The organism is Vibrio sp. 1288, from assembly GCF_033344475.1.
Genome location: NZ_JAWPOX010000030.1, coordinates 25,028 through 40,677, shown reverse-complemented (window position 1 = coordinate 40,677; position 15,650 = coordinate 25,028). Strand labels below are relative to the sequence as shown.

The window sequence follows — 15,650 nt, the reverse complement described above, 5'->3', positions numbered from 1 at the left end:
CCTAGGCTCGTCGGAATGACGGATTCATTCGTTTTTAGAAAGAGCGGTGGCCAATCTCAAAGCTCGTCATTCTGAACAGCGAGGGACGAGCGTGATTCAGAATCTACCAACAAAAAGTGCTGTAGCAGAGGGGATTTTCTCTGGCTTCACAGCACGTTGATATTAGATTCCTGATCTCGCCTAGGCTCGTCGGAATGACGGATTCATTCGTTTTTAGAAAGAGCGGTGGCCAATCTCAAAGCTCGTCATTCTGAACTGCGAGGGACGAGTGTGATTCAGAATCTACCAACAAAAAGTGCTGTGGCAGAGGTGTTTTCTCTGACTTCACAGCACGTTGATATTAAATTCCTGATCTTGCTTAGGCTTGTCTAAATGACGAGGTTTTTCTTCTCGCCTTAAACAATAAAGCTTGCGCCTTCTTCTGCGCTAGAGACGTTTTGGCGGATCACGCTAAACAAGCCTCGTCCCCAAGTTTGTTGGGTCGATTCGGTATCGAAATGAATCAACTCGCGACCAGTGGTATCGCTTAAGTTGTTCAGTTCGCCCGTTTGGCAATCCAGATGAATCAAATCACCGTTGCGCACCAAACCAATCGCGCCACCACGAATGGCTTCTGGAGAAACGTGAATCGCAGACGGAATTTTACCGGATGCACCAGATAAACGACCGTCCGTCACTAGCGCGACTTTAAAGCCCGCTTTCTGCACGTTGCCGAGGATTGGCATCAGTTTATGCAGTTCAGGCATGCCGTTTGCCGCTGGGCCGTTGTGTGTGACCACAACGATGCAATCTTTGTTCAGCTCACCACGTTTGTACGCGGCTTCCACTTCATGTTGGCATTGGAATACGATCGCTGGTGCCACAATCACGCGTTGTTCTTCTTTCACCGCAGACACTTTCACCACGGCTTTGCCTAAGTTGCCAGTCAATACGCGAGTGCCGCCAGTATTTTGGAAAGTGGCATCCGGTTTGGCGATCACGTCACCGTCTTGGCTGCCTTGGCACGGTGTCCAAGTCAGTTGTCCATCGACAAGACTCGGTAGCGTTATCTGGTCTTCAAATTCACCAAACACGGGTTTCACATCGCGATGCAAAAGCTCGGATTGGTTCAAGCGGTGCAATAACGCTGGCACGCCCCCCGCGTCTTGGAGCGCGTTCATATCGGCTGGGCCGTTCGGGTAAACGCGCGCTAATAAAGGAACCACATCCGACAGATCGCTGATGTCTTGCCAGGTGAGCAAGATGCCAGCAGCACGCGCCACGGCGATCATATGAATGGTGTGATTGGTGCTGCCGCCAGATGCAAGTAGAGCGATGATGCCGTTGACCAAGCTCTTTTCTGTGACCACCTCGGCCAGCGGACGGAAGTGTGCAGAACCCGCCGTCATTGAGGCGATTTTCAGAGCGGCGTGATCGGTTAACGCTTTACGCAGTTGGGTATGGGGATGAATAAACGCCGCGCCCGGCAGCATCAAGCCCATGGCTTCGAACACTAACTGGTTGGTGTTGGCGGTGCCGTAAAACGTACAGGTACCCGCAGAATGGTAAGCGCGACACTCCATATCCAGCAGAGCGTCTTTGCCGACTTCACCCGCTGCGTATTTTTGGCGCACGTCGACTTTCTCTTCGTTGCTGATGCCCGTTGCCATCAGACCCGCTGGTACAAACGCAGTCGGCAGGTGCGCGTAAGACAGCGCGCCCATCAGTTGCCCCGGGGCAATTTTGTCACAGATACCAAGCAGTAATGTGGCATCAAAGACATTGTGGCTCAAAGACAACGCCGTTGATTGCGCAATTAAGTCACGTGAAAACAGCGACATATCCATGCCTGCTTGACCTTGAGTCACCCCATCGCACATCGCTGGCACACAACCTGCGACTTGCGCTGTATGGCCGTAGTCCGCCAGCACTTGTTTGATTTGCACTGGGTAATCTTGGTACGGCTGGTGGGCGCTCAACATGTCGTTGTAGGCGCTGATCAGCGCGACATTGGCATGAGTAAAATCGAGAATATTTTTCTTTTCAGAAGAGCAAGAAGCGGCGACTGCATGGGCTAAGTTACCACAAGATAAACCAACGCGGCCTTTGCCCGCTTCGGCTTGCACTTCGGTGCGAGTAAGAAAGGCAGCGCGCGCTTCACGGCTGCGCTCGGTCAAACGTTGTGTGACCTCAAGAACAACAGAGTGAGTCATTACGCCACCTCGATCGCTTGCATTTTGATTAGCTCAGCGGCAGAGCGTTCCACCACGTCGCTGATGTCTCCGTCGATACTGACGATCAGAGTTTGAGGCTCGTTGTCTGGGCGCTCTAGTGTCTCGAATTGGCTCTTCACCATGTTTTCTTTCATGAAGTGGCCTTTGCGCATACGCATGCGATTAAGGATCAACTCCATATCGCCATCAAGGAACAGGAAGGTCACGTTGTCGTTGCCTTCGCGGATCTGATCGCGGTAAATCTTTTTCAGTGCTGAACAGACAATAATGCCGTGTTCGTTTTTGCTTTCTAGGCTGTACGCCGCATCACGAATGCGTTCTAGCCATGGCTTGCGATCATCATCGTTCAGAGGCTGGCCCGATGCCATTTTCTGAATGTTCGCTCGTGGATGAAGATCATCACCATCAATGAATTTACGCCCTAGCTTTTTCGCTAGATGCTCACCAATTGTGCTTTTACCACTAGCACAAACGCCCATAACGATGACACTACTACCAGCCATAACTTATCCTCATAACCAAATTTGCGCGTGATCTCAATTTTTGAATTCACTTTAAAATATGGGTTTATCTTATTCATGTTATCGGTAACATGTTACCGGTAACTGAAATAAATGTGAACCATAACACAAACAATAATTCTTAAAGGTGAACCTATGGAGCAATTAACCCAAGCCCCAGATCCTACGTTCCTACTGACGATTGCAGGCCTTGCCATTGCAGCGTTACTCGTTCTGATCATTAAACTGAAAGTCCATGCTTTTGCTTCCCTTACTATGGTGAGTTTAGGCACAGCAATCGCCACTGGCGTTCCTTCTGAGAAAGTCGTATCGACCATGATGGGCGGCTTCGGCGGCACACTGGCTTCCGTGGCATTGCTGGTTGGTCTTGGTGCGATGATCGGTAAAATTCTTGAAGTGACTGGCGGTGCGAAAGTGCTGGCAGACACTTTGATTGGTCGCTTTGGTAAAGAGCGCGCACCATTTGCTTTGGGCGTCGCTTCATTACTGTTTGGCTTCCCAATCTTCTTCGATGCAGGCCTTGTAGTGATGATGCCAATCATCCTAAGTGTGGCGGCTCGTTTTGGTGGCTCGCCAATTAAATACGCGTTGCCTGCAGCCGGTGCTTTTGCGGTTATGCACGCGTTTGTTCCACCACATCCAGGTCCGGTTGCAGCTGCAGAATTCCTTGGCGCAAACATCGGTCTGCTATTGGTGGTGGGTATTTTGGTTGCTATTCCAACTTGGTACCTTGGCGCTTACCTATTTGGTTTGTACGCGGGCAAAAAATTCGATATCCCACTATCTAAAGCCTTCTTTAATGGCGAAGCGATGGTGGATGAGCGCAACGCACCAAAATTTGGCACGGTTATGACCATCCTTGTGCTGCCAGTCCTGCTAATCTGTTTGGATACGGTATTGAACACACTGGCGGTTGCAGGTTTGATTGATGGCAAAACGGCACTGGTTGAGTTCCTACGTATGCTAGGTAAAACCCCAGTCGCGTTGCTGATTACTTTGATTGTCTGTCTGGCTGTGTTTGCCAAAGACTACGGCATGGCAAAACTAGAAAAATTGTGTGGTGAGTCATTGGCTCCAATCTGTGGCGTTATCCTAGTAACGGGTGCTGGTGGCATGTTTGGTGGCGTACTGCGCTCAAGCGGTATTGGTGATGCGCTGGCTGACGTTCTTACAGACACTGGTATGCCTGTGATTGTGGCGGCGTTTGTGATTTCAACCTGTTTGCGTGTTGCTCAAGGCTCGGCAACCGTAGCGCTAACCACTACGGCGGCTCTTATCGCGCCAGTTGTGGCTGCATCAACAGGTTTGAGTGAACTAGACCTTTGCTTTATCGTAATCGCGATTGCGGGTGGTGCAACGGTACTGTCTCACTTCAATGACTCTGGTTTCTGGTTGGTATCTCGTCTGCTTGAGATGGATGAGAAAACCACATTAAAAACTTGGACGGTAATGGAAACGTTACTTGGCGGTATCGCGTTTATTATCGTCGCAACATTAAGCTTTATTCTTTAGAGGTTCCCCATGACAACACTTGAACAACGATTAAGAGAAGTCAAAATCGTCCCAGTTATCGCAATCAACGACGTAGCACACGCTCTGCCACTGGCAAAAGTGTTGGTAGAAAACGGTTTACCATGTGCGGAAGTGACATTCCGCACTGAAGCGGCGGCTGAGTCGATCCGCATTATGCGTGAAGCGTACCCAGAACTGCTGATCGGTGCTGGTACAGTACTGACAACAGAGCAAGTGGACATCGCGATCGAAGCGGGCGTGGACTTTATCGTTAGCCCAGGCTTCAACCCAACCACAGTGAAATACTGTCAGCAACGTGGCGTGACTATCGTACCGGGTGTAAACAACCCAAGCTTGGTTGAGCAAGCGATGGAAATGGGTCTGCGTACGTTGAAGTTCTTCCCTGCTGAGCCATCAGGCGGCGTAAGCATGCTGAAAGCACTCACGGCGGTTTACCCAGTTGAATTCATGCCAACAGGTGGCGTAAGCCCATCCAACGTGGAAGATTACCTAGCGCTGAAATCGGTTGTAGCTTGTGGCGGTACTTGGATGGTGCCAACCGCAATGATGGACAACGGCGATTGGGAAGGCATTGCTGAATTGGTTCGTGCAGTTAAGTAAAACGCACAAACGGCTCCGAAATACCCCCGAACGTTAGAAAACGTGACACAAAAAAGGGTCATCAAGTTACTTGATGACCCTTTTGCTTTTGGAATGAAACGGCTTTAGAAGTGATGCTTCATAAAGCGCTTAATAAAGCGAATGAAATCTGCTTCGGCTAGCTTCGCGCACTTCAATGTTTGGGCGTGAGACAATTCTACATCTCCCAAGCCTTCTGCCATGTTGGTGATCGCACACACTGCCAATACGGGTAAGCCGCAATGCGCCGCAGAAATCACTTCTGGCACGACCGACATGCCCACCACATCACCACCGATGATTTGCATCATGCGGATTTCGGCTGCGGTCTCAAAATTGGGGCCTGTGTAAGAGACAAACACACCTTCATTGAGGTGAATGCCATTGGCTTTGCCGACTTCAAACGCTTCTGCGCGCAGGTCTTTGTCGTACGCATTGGCGAGGCTGAAGAACCTCGGGCCGTACTCTTCATCATTCGGACCGATCATTGGCGATTCAGGCATGGTATTGATGTGATCATGAAATACCACCAGAGAGCCGACATCAATACGCTCAGGGCGAAGTGAACCTGCCGCGTTGGTGACGAGCAAAAACTCACAGCCCAGCTTTTTAAAGGTGCGTACTGGTGTTGTCATGACCTTCATTGAGCCGTGTTCGTAGTAGTGACCGCGACCTTTCATGCACACTACGTCTACGCCGCCCATGGTGCCAAGTACCAACTCACCAGAGTGGCCTTGCACGGTGCTAACCGGAAAGCCTTCGAGCTCTTCGTATGGAATGACCACTTTGTCTTGTAGCTCGTCTGCCAATACGCCTAAGCCAGAGCCTAAAATAAACGCCGCTTTAGGTTGGAAGTTTGGTTTGCGTTCGCGAATGGTTTGTAGTGCGCCGATTACTGGATCGTGATTCATGTTAGTCACCTTCTGGTTGTGTGTTGATTCCATTGTGTGACTTTCTGCGCTGGTTATCTTTGCTTTATTCGCTACTATCATCCTTAAAAAGAGGATGATGAAATTCGCTAGGACTCAATTATGAAGTCAGAACCATTTGAGCGCGTGACGCTGAAGATGCTGCGTTACTTTTACGAGGTCGCACAAACCAAGCATTTCACTAAGGCCGCCGAGAACCTTAATATCACCAATTCGCCGTTGAGCAATCGCATCAAAGAGTTGGAAGAAGTGCTTAACGTCAAACTGTTTGAGCGTGATTCAAGAAACGTCATGCTGACGGAGGCCGGGCGATTGTTGGAGTCCAAATGCCAACTGATTTTTCAGACCTTGGATGTCTCGCTCAATCAAGTGCAGCAAGTGGGCTTGAACCAGAGAAACATTTTGCGAGTTGGTGTGGTAAGTAGCGCATTTTGGGGCGGATTTGATCGTCTGTTACAGCACTTCCATGCTGAGCATGACTCTTATCACGCCGACATTTTTGACCTCAACCCAGAGACGCAAAAGAAACATCTGAGCGAGAAGAAAATCGATGTAGGCATTGTGCGTTTTGCCGATGCACTCAACATTTATCCGTATCAGTCGGTATCTTTGGGCAAAGATGTGTTTGTGGTGGCGGTGTCGGAGCAACATGAGTTAGCCAGCAAATCTTTGCTGCGGCTCCAAGATTTAAAGGCGTGTGAGTTTGCGTTTATGAGTTTGGCGAATTCTGCCTCGGCAAACTTCATCATCAATGCCTGTCTGCAAGAAGGCTTTTCACCCCATATTGGCAAACAAGTGGTGGAGCCAAGCACTTTGATGGCGTATGTGGCAAACAGCAATACCGTGACGTTGGTGCCGTCGACGTTTTCTCAGCATCATTGGCATGGGATTCGTTTTATCAAGCTGAAAGAGTCACTGCGTGCAGACTTGTGTCTGATTCATGATGGTAAGCAGGAGAGTGCTATTAAAGCCGAGTTTATTCGCACATTATTAGAGAATGCGAGTTAAGCATGGGATAACAAAAAAGGTCATCCTAAGATGACCTTTTCAAATGATTCACTGAAATCAGTAATGAGATTAGCGCGTAATTAACGCATCGTTACGAACTCTTCAGAGCCCGTTGGGTGGATAGCCACAACAGAGTCGAAGTCTGCTTTGGTTGCGCCCATCTTCATTGCTACGCCGAAGCCTTGGATCATTTCATCTACCGTGAAACCGATGCCGTGCAGACCAACAACCGTTTCTTCTTCGCCCGCACATACAAGCTTCATCTTACATGGTTGACGGTGCTTAGTAACGGCGGTGTACATCGCCGTAAAGCCAGACGTGTAGACTTTGATATTGTCTTTGCCGTACTTCTCTTCCGCTTCTTGCGTCGTTAGACCGATAGTGCCGATTGGTGGGTGGCTAAATACCACAGTTGGTACCAAATCGTAGTCCATCTTCGCGTTTGGTTTGTTGTTGAACAAACGCTCAGAAAGTTGACGACCCGCTTTCACTGCTACTGGCGTTAGCTCGATACCGCCTTCCATGATGTCACCCACACAGTAGATGCCTTTCACGTTGGTTTCTTGGTATTCGTCTACCTTGATGTAGCCTTTTTCGTTCGTTGCCACACCGGTTGACGCTAGGTTGATTGCGTCTGTAGCAGGGTGACGACCGATTGCCCAAATCAGTTGGTCAACGTTTTGGCTTTCACCGTTTTCTAGGTGCAGAGTTAGGCTGCCATCGGCTTCTTTTACCACTTCTTTTGGTACAGAGTGGGTGTGCAGTTTTGGACCTTCTGCGTCCATCACTTCAACCAACGTATCGATGATCATTGGATCGAAGCTACGCAGTGGTGACTCTTTACGTACGAACAGGTGCGTTTCTGTACCTAGCGCGTGCAGTACGCCAGCAATTTCAACTGCGATGTAGCCAGCACCCACAACCGCAACGCGTTTTGGTTGCTCTGCTAGGTCGAAGAAGCCGTTTGAATCGATGCCGTATTCAGCGCCTGGAATGTTTGGAATAGTAGGACGACCACCAACCGCGATCAGGATGTGATCTGCTGTGTAGTGTTCACCGTTTACTTCGACAGTTTTTTCGTCAACAAACTTAGCAAAGCCTTTAATCACGTTTACTTTGTTGTTGCCAAGAACGCGATCGTAAGATTGGTGAATACGACCGATGTATGCCTGACGGCTCTCAACCAGTTTGCTCCAGTCGAAACCTTTCACGTCGACATCAAAACCGTAATCTTCTGCGTACAGGTTCATTGCTTCTGCGATTTGCGCGCCATGCCACATCACTTTTTTCGGTACACAACCTACGTTGACACAGGTACCGCCAAGGTCTTGAGCTTCGATTAGCGCAACTTTCGCGCCGTACATCGCCGCACGGTTTGCAGATGCGATGCCGCCACTGCCGCCACCGATACAGATATAGTCAAAATGAGTCGCCATTACTTTCTCCAAGAGCTTATAAATTTTATCTGGTACATAGATAGATTGGGATGACCTTGCCCGAACTCAATGCCACCGTTATCCCACTATCATAAATCGAATTCGACTAATTCCTAAATGGGAAAAAGCGACAATACTTATGACAAATAGCGATGAGAGGCACAAAAAGAAGAATAAGCACGATTGGAGGGAGAAGGTGAGAGCATAAAAAAGCGCAACGAGAATATCGTTGCGCTTGAAGATATCAGTACTGAAGTGCTTACTCTGGCACAATCCAGTCCACTTTCCAGTGGCCAGTTGCTGGTGCGATCGCGTCTTGCAGGAATGGCAGAATCTCTTTCATCTGGCTTTCCAGTTTCCAGGGCGGGTTAATCACAATCATGCCGGATGCCGTCATGCCGCGCTCGTTGGTATCTGGTGCAACACCTAACTCGATTTGCAGAATTTTACGAATGCCCAGTGCTTCCAAGCCTTCGATCATATCTTCGATGTCGTGGCGGTTTACCACTGGGTACCAAATCGCGTAGATACCGGTTGCCCAACGTTTATGGCTCTGATGAATCGCTCGCACCACATCGCGGTACTCTTTCGCGAGTTCGTATGGTGGGTCAATCAGCACCAAACCACGACGCTCTTGTGGCGGTAAGCTTGCTTTGAGGCGTTGGAATCCGTCTTCTTTGAAGATGCTCACTTGGCGATCACGATGGAATTCTTGCTCTAACAATGGGTGATCGGCCGGGTGCAACTCGGTCAGCACCATGCGATCTTGTGGGCGGATTTGCGCGCGCGCCACACGTGGTGAGCCTGGGTAGTAACGCAGCTTCTCGCCATTGTTGAGCACTTTAATGGCATCGATGTAGCTTTTGATGTCTTCAGGAATGCTTGGGTTATCCCAAATACGTGCGATGCCTTGTTTGTATTCGCCCGTTTTTTCAGACCATTCGTGAGTCAGATCGTAACGGCCCACACCCGAGTGGGTATCGTGATAAACGAATGGCTTATCTTTTTGTTTCAGCGCATCAAGAATGAGGCTTTGAACGATGTGTTTGACCACGTCGGCATGGTTGCCAGCGTGGAAGCTGTGGCGGTAACTTAACAAATTAAACTCTCGAAACACTCTTTGGCTGAGTGTGGTCTGTGATTTTCACTCTATGGCGGTATTATACTCAAGTAACTTAAAGATGTAGAACTTCCAATCAAATCTGTTCCTCTGATAAGGGGACGCTATTGAAATTTCTTTAAGTCACCCACACTTACTATTGGTAATCGAATTGAACTAGGTGAGTTTCTCGCACTCAAAAGGGTGTGAAATTTCATTTAGGTATAACAAGACTCAAGGACAGAGTAGCGCTGGTTGACTATATGATGGTCATCGCGGCATAGAGAAAGGGAACGGAGCTCCCCCAATCCATGTTGCTGGCTCGTCTGTACATTGAGTTGGCCTATCTGCACAAAATAGACAGGCAATCACAGAGTCAAAACACAAAAGGAATTATTCATGTCTAATCCTCTTCTGACGTTTACGGACCTACCTCCGTTTTCTCAAATTAAACCAGAACACATCAAGCCTGCCGTTGAGCAAGCGATTGCTGACTGCCGAGCAAAAATCGATGAAGTTCTACAAGACAACGCTCACCCAACTTGGGACAGTGTGATTGCGCCAATTGAAGAAGCGGATGATCGCTTAAGCCGCATCTGGTCGCCAGTGGGTCACATGAACTCGGTAGTGAACAGCGAAGAGCTACGTGAAGCTTACGAAAGTTGCCTACCAATTTTGTCAGAGTACGGCACTTGGGTTGGTCAGCACAAAGGGTTGTACGAAGCGTACAAAACCATCAAAGCGAGCGAAGAATTTGCAACGTTAACTCGTGCCCAGCAGAAAACCATCACTGATGCACTGCGTGATTTCGAGTTATCAGGCATTGGTTTGCCATCCGATGAGCAGCACCGTTACGGCGAGATCAGCAAACGTATGTCTGAGCTGAGCTCTAAATTCTCTAACAATGTGCTGGATGCCACCATGGGTTGGACCAAGCACATCACAGACGAGAAAGACCTAGCAGGTATGCCAGAATCGGCGCTGGCAGCAGCGAAAGCTGCCGCAGAAGCAAAAGAGTTAGATGGTTACCTCATTACGCTAGATATCCCATCTTACCTACCTGTCATGACGTACTGCGATAACCAAGAGTTGCGTAAAGAAGTGTACGAAGCGTACGTGACGCGCGCTTCTGATCGAGGTCCAAACGCAGGCAAATGGGATAACTCAGAAATCATTACTGAGCAGCTAAAACTGCGCCATGAAATTTCACGTATGCTAGGTTTCAATACTTACAGTGAAAAGTCGTTAGCAACAAAGATGGCTGAAACGCCGGATCAAGTGCTGGGCTTCCTGAATGACCTAGCGACACGAGCGAAACCGCAAGGTGAACGTGAAGTCGAAGAGTTACGTCAGTTTGCGAAAAGTGAGTTTGGTGTTGAAGAGCTGAACGTTTGGGATATCGCTTACTACAGCGAGAAACAAAAGCAGCACCTGTTCCAAATTTCGGATGAAGAACTGCGCCCATACTTCCCAGAGTCAAAAGTCGTGAGCGGTCTGTTTGAAGTGCTAAACCGCGTGTTTGGCATGACCGTTACTGTGCGCGAAGGCGTAGACACTTGGCATGAGTCCGTGCGCTTTTTCGATATCTTTGATGCTGAAGGCACACTCCGTGGCAGCTTCTACCTAGATCTCTACGCTCGTGAACACAAACGTGGCGGCGCGTGGATGGATGATTGTCGTGGTCGTCGCGTTACGCTATCTGGCGAGCTGCAAACGCCGGTTGCGTATCTAACGTGTAACTTCAACCGTCCAGTGGGCGACAAACCAGCACTGTTCACGCACGATGAAGTCGTGACGTTATTCCATGAATTTGGTCATGGAATCCACCACATGTTGACGCAAGTTGATACAGGTGCTGTTTCAGGTATTAATGGCGTGCCTTGGGATGCGGTTGAGCTACCAAGTCAGTTCCTAGAAAACTGGTGTTGGGAAGAGGACGCGCTGGCGTTCATTTCTGGTCACTATGAGACAGGTGAGCCGCTACCGAAAGCGATGCTAGACAAAATGCTCGCAGCGAAAAACTTCCAATCTGCGATGGGTATTTTGCGTCAGCTAGAATTCGGCTTGTTCGATTTCACGCTTCACACTGAATATGACCCAGAAGTGGGTGCGCGTGTACTGGAAACTCTGGCGAAAGTGAAAGAGAAAGTCGCGGTAGTTCCTGCGGTTGAGTGGGCGCGTTTCTCACACAGCTTCGGCCATATTTTTGCTGGTGGCTACAGTGCGGGTTACTACAGCTACCTATGGGCTGAAGTGCTGTCGTCAGACGCGTATTCTCGCTTTGAAGAAGAAGGCATCTTCAACAAAGAGACGGGTCTAAGCTTCCTGAACAACATCCTAGAAATGGGGGGCAGTGAAGAGCCAATGGAGCTGTTCAAGCGCTTCCGTGGCCGCGAGCCACAAATCGATGCACTGTTGCGCCACTCGGGTATTGCGGCGTAAATTGAGCCAAAAACATCAAGGCCAACCGTTCGGTTGGCCTTTTTTGTACAGTTTTTATAAAAAATTTTACGGATTTACGTTGCGGTTGATCGGGTTCTGCAACGATATCAATGTCTCCGTGGACTGAACCTCATCAATGGCTTGCAGCTTGTCGATCAGTACAAATTGCAGCTCTTCAATCGATTTGCACATCAATTTGACGAATATGTTATACGCGCCCGTGGTGTAGTAAGCTTCAACGACTTCGTCGAGCGCGTTGAGTTTTTCTAACGCGGAGTGGTAATCACGAGCTGCATTGAGGTTAATACCAATAAAGCAGCACACATCGTAGCCAAGCTTTTTGGTATTGATGATCACCTCCGTTCCCTCGATGATGTCAGCCGACTTCATCTTCTCGATACGCACATGGATAGTGGCAGGGCTGACATCGAACTGCTTTGCCATTTCTGCGTAGGGCGTTCTGGCGTCAGCCATCAGTGTTTTTAATATTGCGCGGTCAAGGTCGTCGAGTTTCGGCAGGCTCGCATTCATACTATGATTTCCGTTAGGGATAGAGTTTTACCTCCCTTTTATACTCATAGCGGATAGGATTCACAAGGTTTGGCAGGAGTAACTGCGGGTTAACTCCGAGCTATGGAGATAATGTGCAGCGTTTTCTGGTTATTGCCGCGCTATGTTGGAGCGCGTTTGCTACGGCCTCAGATCCGAAGGTGTTGGTCGTGCACTCCTATCATCAGGGTTTTTTCTGGACGGACTCCATACAGCGAGGCATTGAGCAACAGCTGGGCGATCGAGCGCTGGACATGCGTGTGCTCTATCTAGACTCGAAACGTAACCAGAGTGAGCAGTTTTTTGCGCAACTAAAATCCTTGTATCTTACGAAATTACGCAAAGAGCGATTCGATGCCATTTTAGTGAGCGATAACAATGCACTTGAACTCATGCAGCGTTTAGCCCCAGTCATCAAAGACACCCCAGTTATATTTAACGGCATTAATAACTACCATCCTTCTTTACATCGTTCTCTGAATGCAACCGGAGTCATGGAAGATGTCGATTTGGAAGCGAATCTCGCTCTTATTGAGCGCTTACATCCGAACTACACACAAGTTCTCATCGTCAGTGACCACTCGGTGACCGGTGAGGTGTTGCGTTATCAAATCGACAATTTTGTCCTCAAGTTCCCGCAATATAGAGACAAAATCGTACAACTTGTCCCAGACAGCATCATCGATCTAAAACAACAAGTCGCAAAACTGAGTTCCGATAAAGTCGTCTTGTTCTGGACCTATTACCGAGATAAACAAGGTATGGTTGGCAGCGAGCGTGACTGGGTTGGTGTCAACAAAGTCTCAAACGCGCCGCTGTTTATGGTGCATGACATTGGTTTGGGTCATGGCGCAGTTGGAGGGGTTATTCAAAGTGGTTATCGGCATGGTATTGAGAGTGCAGAGATGCTTGAATTCGTTTTGGATAACCCTGATCAGCCTCTGCCTGCCGTGAAAAAAAGTGATTCTGAAATAAAGCTCGATTACCAAGCGGTAGCGCGTTGGGGATTGGGGGCTGAACAAGAGGTTTCTGCGGTATTTTTTAATAAGCCAATGAAGCTTTCTGAACGTTTTGCCAAGGAAATTCGCCTGTTTGGTAGTCTGTTTGTGGTGATGTCGGTGGTCATTTTGCTGATGGGTTATTATTTACAGCGGATGCGTCGCAGTGAGAGCGCTGCGCGAGAAAGCCAGGCTATTCTAGAATCGATTTTCGATCAGAGCATGCAGTATATGGGCATTTTGGATGCCAACGGTGTGCTTAAATCGGGCAACGATCACCTTCAATCCTTACTTTATCACCAAGGACTGCGTTTAGACCGACCACTTTGGTTTCACCCCAACTGGAGTGAAAAAGCACAAGCGTTGCTTGAGGAGTATTTCCACGCGCCTCACCATCAAGTGTCGACGTTTGAAGCTGAAATTTGGAGTAAAGAACACGGCGCATTGGTGTTAGAAGTTTCGCTCAAGCCTTTTTCTCAGCAAGTAGGGAATCATAAGCAATACTTGTTTGAAGCGCGCGATATTACCAGTCGTAAATTGATGGAGGACAAGCTCTACCAACGTGAGTCAACCCTACGCAACTATTATGAGCAGCAGCCCGTGATGATGGTGACGCTTGATAGTAATAACCGAATTCAAGAAGTGAATCGATTTGCTCAACTACTTCTTGGCTACAAACCGATGGACATGCTCGGACATCGCCTGAGGGAGTTCTATTTTGATGACAAAGTGCTGTTCCCTCGCCAAGTGTTATTGCAACCCAACCAGCAAGTGCATGGTGTTTGGCGACGTGAAGTCGAGTATCGTCATGCAAATGGTCATCGTGTTTGGGTGCGCGAGAATATTCGTCCGCTGAGTGAATCTGAGCAACTGCTGATTGTGGGCGAAGATATTACCGAAACCAAACTGCTCTCCGAGAAATTGGAATACCAAGCTCGCTATGACTTACTGACGGGGACTTACAACAGAAACCATTTTGAACTAGAGCTTAAGACCGCACTGTGCGAAGTGGACAGCCATCGTCGAGTCCACGCCATGTTGTACCTCGACTTAGATCAACTAAAAGTCCTCAATGATACGGTTGGGCATGATGCAGGTGATGCGGCGATTCAATTCTGCGCAAGTATGCTGGAAGGCGTTCTGCCGTACAATTCCATCTTGGCTCGAATGGGAGGCGATGAGTTTGCGGTGTTACTCAAAGACTGTGACGAATATGGCGCCATCAATATTGCCAAACTGATCATCTCGACACTAAGCGAACACCTCTTTATTTGGGAAGACACACGCCTGTTCATCAGTTGCTCAATTGGTATCCGTATCATCGATCATACCGCTGATACGCCACAAATGGTGCACGCTCAAGCAGACTCTGCTTGTCACGCCGCTAAAGAGCAAGGCCGTAACCGCTATAATCTATTCAGCTTAGATAACGAAGAGTTGCAGCGTCGTCAGATGGAAATGCAGAGCGTCAATTTGGTGCATGAGGCATTGTCGAATCAACGTTTAGAACTGTTTGCTCAACCGATAAAAAGCTTACAAAAGCACGAGACTCAAATGTATTTTGAGATTTTGGTGCGTATTCGCAATGGGTACGGTGATTATGTTTCTCCTGCGCTGTTTATCCCTGCTTCCGAGCGCTACAACATTGCCCATTGGATTGATAAGCAGGTTATTACTCAAACACTAGAGTGGTTTGAACAGCGTCCTGAGGTGGTTGAACAGCTTGGTCGCTGTTCGATAAACCTTTCAGGTCAATCTATGGGGAATCAAGAGTTTATTGACTTCTTATTGGAGCGATTGGAAAGTTCGACTCTGCCGTGTGAAAAAATCTGCTTAGAAATCACCGAGACAGCGGCGATGAGCAATCTGGATCAAGCCATTGAGTTGTTTACCAAGCTAAAGTCTTTGGGTTGCATGATTGCATTGGATGATTTCGGATCTGGATTGTCTTCATTTGGTTACTTAAAGAAACTTCCTGTCGATATCGTGAAAATTGATGGTCTTTTCGTGCAAGATATCAACGTAAATGAAATGGACCGCGTGATGGTTCGTTCAATCAATGACTTGGCGAAGCAACTAGGCAAAGTGACGGTGGCGGAGTTTGTCGAAAATGACCAGGTCATGCAGCATTTGATAGACCTCGGTGTGGACTACGGCCAAGGCTACGGTATTGGCCATCCTAAGCCGCTTTCTGAGCTAGTGGAGCAACTGACGGCTGTATAACCTCTGCGTAGCAAGCTCAACCTAGCATTAATAGGTAACTTAGGTATACACTCAGCGCCAGTTACCTCGATTTTTATTGGA

Annotated in this window: 11 protein-coding genes; 5 read left to right on the top strand and 6 right to left on the bottom strand. The window is 48.4% G+C overall.

Annotated features, from left to right (window positions below):
- Nucleotides 1-395 precede the first annotated feature (395 nt).
- Together edd and R8O11_RS18935 are read right to left on the bottom strand one after the other, a co-directional pair.
- On the bottom strand, nucleotides 396-2,192 hold the full coding sequence (gene edd, locus R8O11_RS18940; protein ID WP_262640183.1) for a phosphogluconate dehydratase: 1,797 nt from the start codon (nucleotides 2,190-2,192) through the stop codon (nucleotides 396-398).
- Nucleotides 2,192-2,716 carry a gluconokinase gene (locus R8O11_RS18935; RefSeq protein WP_005467756.1) on the bottom strand — a complete coding sequence of 175 codons (525 nt, stop codon included), beginning with the start codon at nucleotides 2,714-2,716 and terminating at the stop codon, nucleotides 2,192-2,194. The genes edd and R8O11_RS18935 overlap by 1 nt, the downstream gene beginning before the upstream one ends.
- A 153-nt stretch (nucleotides 2,717-2,869) precedes the next feature.
- Between R8O11_RS18935 and R8O11_RS18930 the strand changes: the two genes are divergently transcribed.
- On the top strand, nucleotides 2,870-4,246 hold the full coding sequence (locus R8O11_RS18930) for a GntP family permease (RefSeq protein WP_005478622.1): 1,377 nt from the start codon (nucleotides 2,870-2,872) through the stop codon (nucleotides 4,244-4,246).
- Between the two features lie 9 nt (nucleotides 4,247-4,255).
- Nucleotides 4,256-4,867 (top strand): bifunctional 4-hydroxy-2-oxoglutarate aldolase/2-dehydro-3-deoxy-phosphogluconate aldolase, encoded by a 612-nt coding sequence (locus tag R8O11_RS18925; protein WP_054579536.1) that lies wholly within the window; start codon nucleotides 4,256-4,258, stop codon nucleotides 4,865-4,867.
- Between the two features lie 104 nt (nucleotides 4,868-4,971).
- On the opposite strand, the gene xapA is transcribed toward R8O11_RS18925, so the two are convergent.
- Entirely contained in the window at nucleotides 4,972-5,796 is an 825-nt protein-coding gene (gene xapA / locus R8O11_RS18920; protein ID WP_005379149.1) for a xanthosine phosphorylase, read from the bottom strand.
- A gap of 120 nt (nucleotides 5,797-5,916) precedes the next feature.
- Here xapA and R8O11_RS18915 point away from each other — a divergent pair, with 120 nt between their 5' ends.
- On the top strand, nucleotides 5,917-6,822 hold the full coding sequence (locus R8O11_RS18915) for a LysR family transcriptional regulator (protein WP_029817042.1): 906 nt from the start codon (nucleotides 5,917-5,919) through the stop codon (nucleotides 6,820-6,822).
- Nucleotides 6,823-6,902: 80 nt separating this feature from the next.
- Here the strand turns inward: R8O11_RS18915 and gorA are convergent, their stop codons facing one another.
- Together gorA and R8O11_RS18905 are read right to left on the bottom strand one after the other, a co-directional pair.
- Nucleotides 6,903-8,258, bottom strand: coding sequence for a glutathione-disulfide reductase (gene gorA, locus R8O11_RS18910; RefSeq protein WP_005379157.1), 1,356 nt, complete (start codon nucleotides 8,256-8,258; stop codon nucleotides 6,903-6,905).
- A 259-nt stretch (nucleotides 8,259-8,517) separates the two neighbouring features.
- The gene (locus tag R8O11_RS18905; RefSeq protein WP_005379158.1) at nucleotides 8,518-9,357 is read right to left on the bottom strand and encodes a 23S rRNA (adenine(2030)-N(6))-methyltransferase RlmJ; all 840 of its coding nucleotides are present in this window, start codon (nucleotides 9,355-9,357) and stop codon (nucleotides 8,518-8,520) included.
- A 399-nt stretch (nucleotides 9,358-9,756) separates the two neighbouring features.
- On the opposite strand from R8O11_RS18905, the gene prlC reads away from it, so the two are divergent.
- Nucleotides 9,757-11,799 carry an oligopeptidase A gene (gene prlC, locus R8O11_RS18900; RefSeq protein ID WP_151514517.1) on the top strand — a complete coding sequence of 681 codons (2,043 nt, stop codon included), beginning with the start codon at nucleotides 9,757-9,759 and terminating at the stop codon, nucleotides 11,797-11,799.
- 66 nt (nucleotides 11,800-11,865) lie between these two features.
- On the opposite strand, the gene asnC is transcribed toward prlC, so the two are convergent.
- Nucleotides 11,866-12,330, bottom strand: coding sequence for a transcriptional regulator AsnC (gene asnC, locus R8O11_RS18895; protein WP_005389595.1), 465 nt, complete (start codon nucleotides 12,328-12,330; stop codon nucleotides 11,866-11,868).
- Nucleotides 12,331-12,443: 113 nt separating this feature from the next.
- On the opposite strand from asnC, the gene R8O11_RS18890 reads away from it, so the two are divergent.
- The gene (locus tag R8O11_RS18890) at nucleotides 12,444-15,569 is read left to right on the top strand and encodes an EAL domain-containing protein (RefSeq protein WP_256901162.1); all 3,126 of its coding nucleotides are present in this window, start codon (nucleotides 12,444-12,446) and stop codon (nucleotides 15,567-15,569) included.
- Nucleotides 15,570-15,650: the final 81 nt, after the last annotated feature.

What these genes read in the sequence shown, in the direction of transcription:
- R8O11_RS18925 (WP_054579536.1), top strand. Translation starts at nt 4,256, where the DNA reads ATGACAACACTTGAACAACGATTAAGAGAAGTCAAAATCGTCCCAGTT.
- gorA (WP_005379157.1), bottom strand. Translation starts at nt 8,258, where the DNA reads ATGGCGACTCATTTTGACTATATCTGTATCGGTGGCGGCAGTGGCGGC.
- xapA (WP_005379149.1), bottom strand. Translation starts at nt 5,796, where the DNA reads ATGAATCACGATCCAGTAATCGGCGCACTACAAACCATTCGCGAACGC.
- R8O11_RS18935 (WP_005467756.1), bottom strand. Translation starts at nt 2,716, where the DNA reads ATGGCTGGTAGTAGTGTCATCGTTATGGGCGTTTGTGCTAGTGGTAAA.
- prlC (WP_151514517.1), top strand. Translation starts at nt 9,757, where the DNA reads ATGTCTAATCCTCTTCTGACGTTTACGGACCTACCTCCGTTTTCTCAA.
- edd (WP_262640183.1), bottom strand. Translation starts at nt 2,192, where the DNA reads ATGACTCACTCTGTTGTTCTTGAGGTCACACAACGTTTGACCGAGCGC.
- asnC (WP_005389595.1), bottom strand. Translation starts at nt 12,330, where the DNA reads ATGAATGCGAGCCTGCCGAAACTCGACGACCTTGACCGCGCAATATTA.
- R8O11_RS18930 (WP_005478622.1), top strand. Translation starts at nt 2,870, where the DNA reads ATGGAGCAATTAACCCAAGCCCCAGATCCTACGTTCCTACTGACGATT.
- R8O11_RS18915 (WP_029817042.1), top strand. Translation starts at nt 5,917, where the DNA reads ATGAAGTCAGAACCATTTGAGCGCGTGACGCTGAAGATGCTGCGTTAC.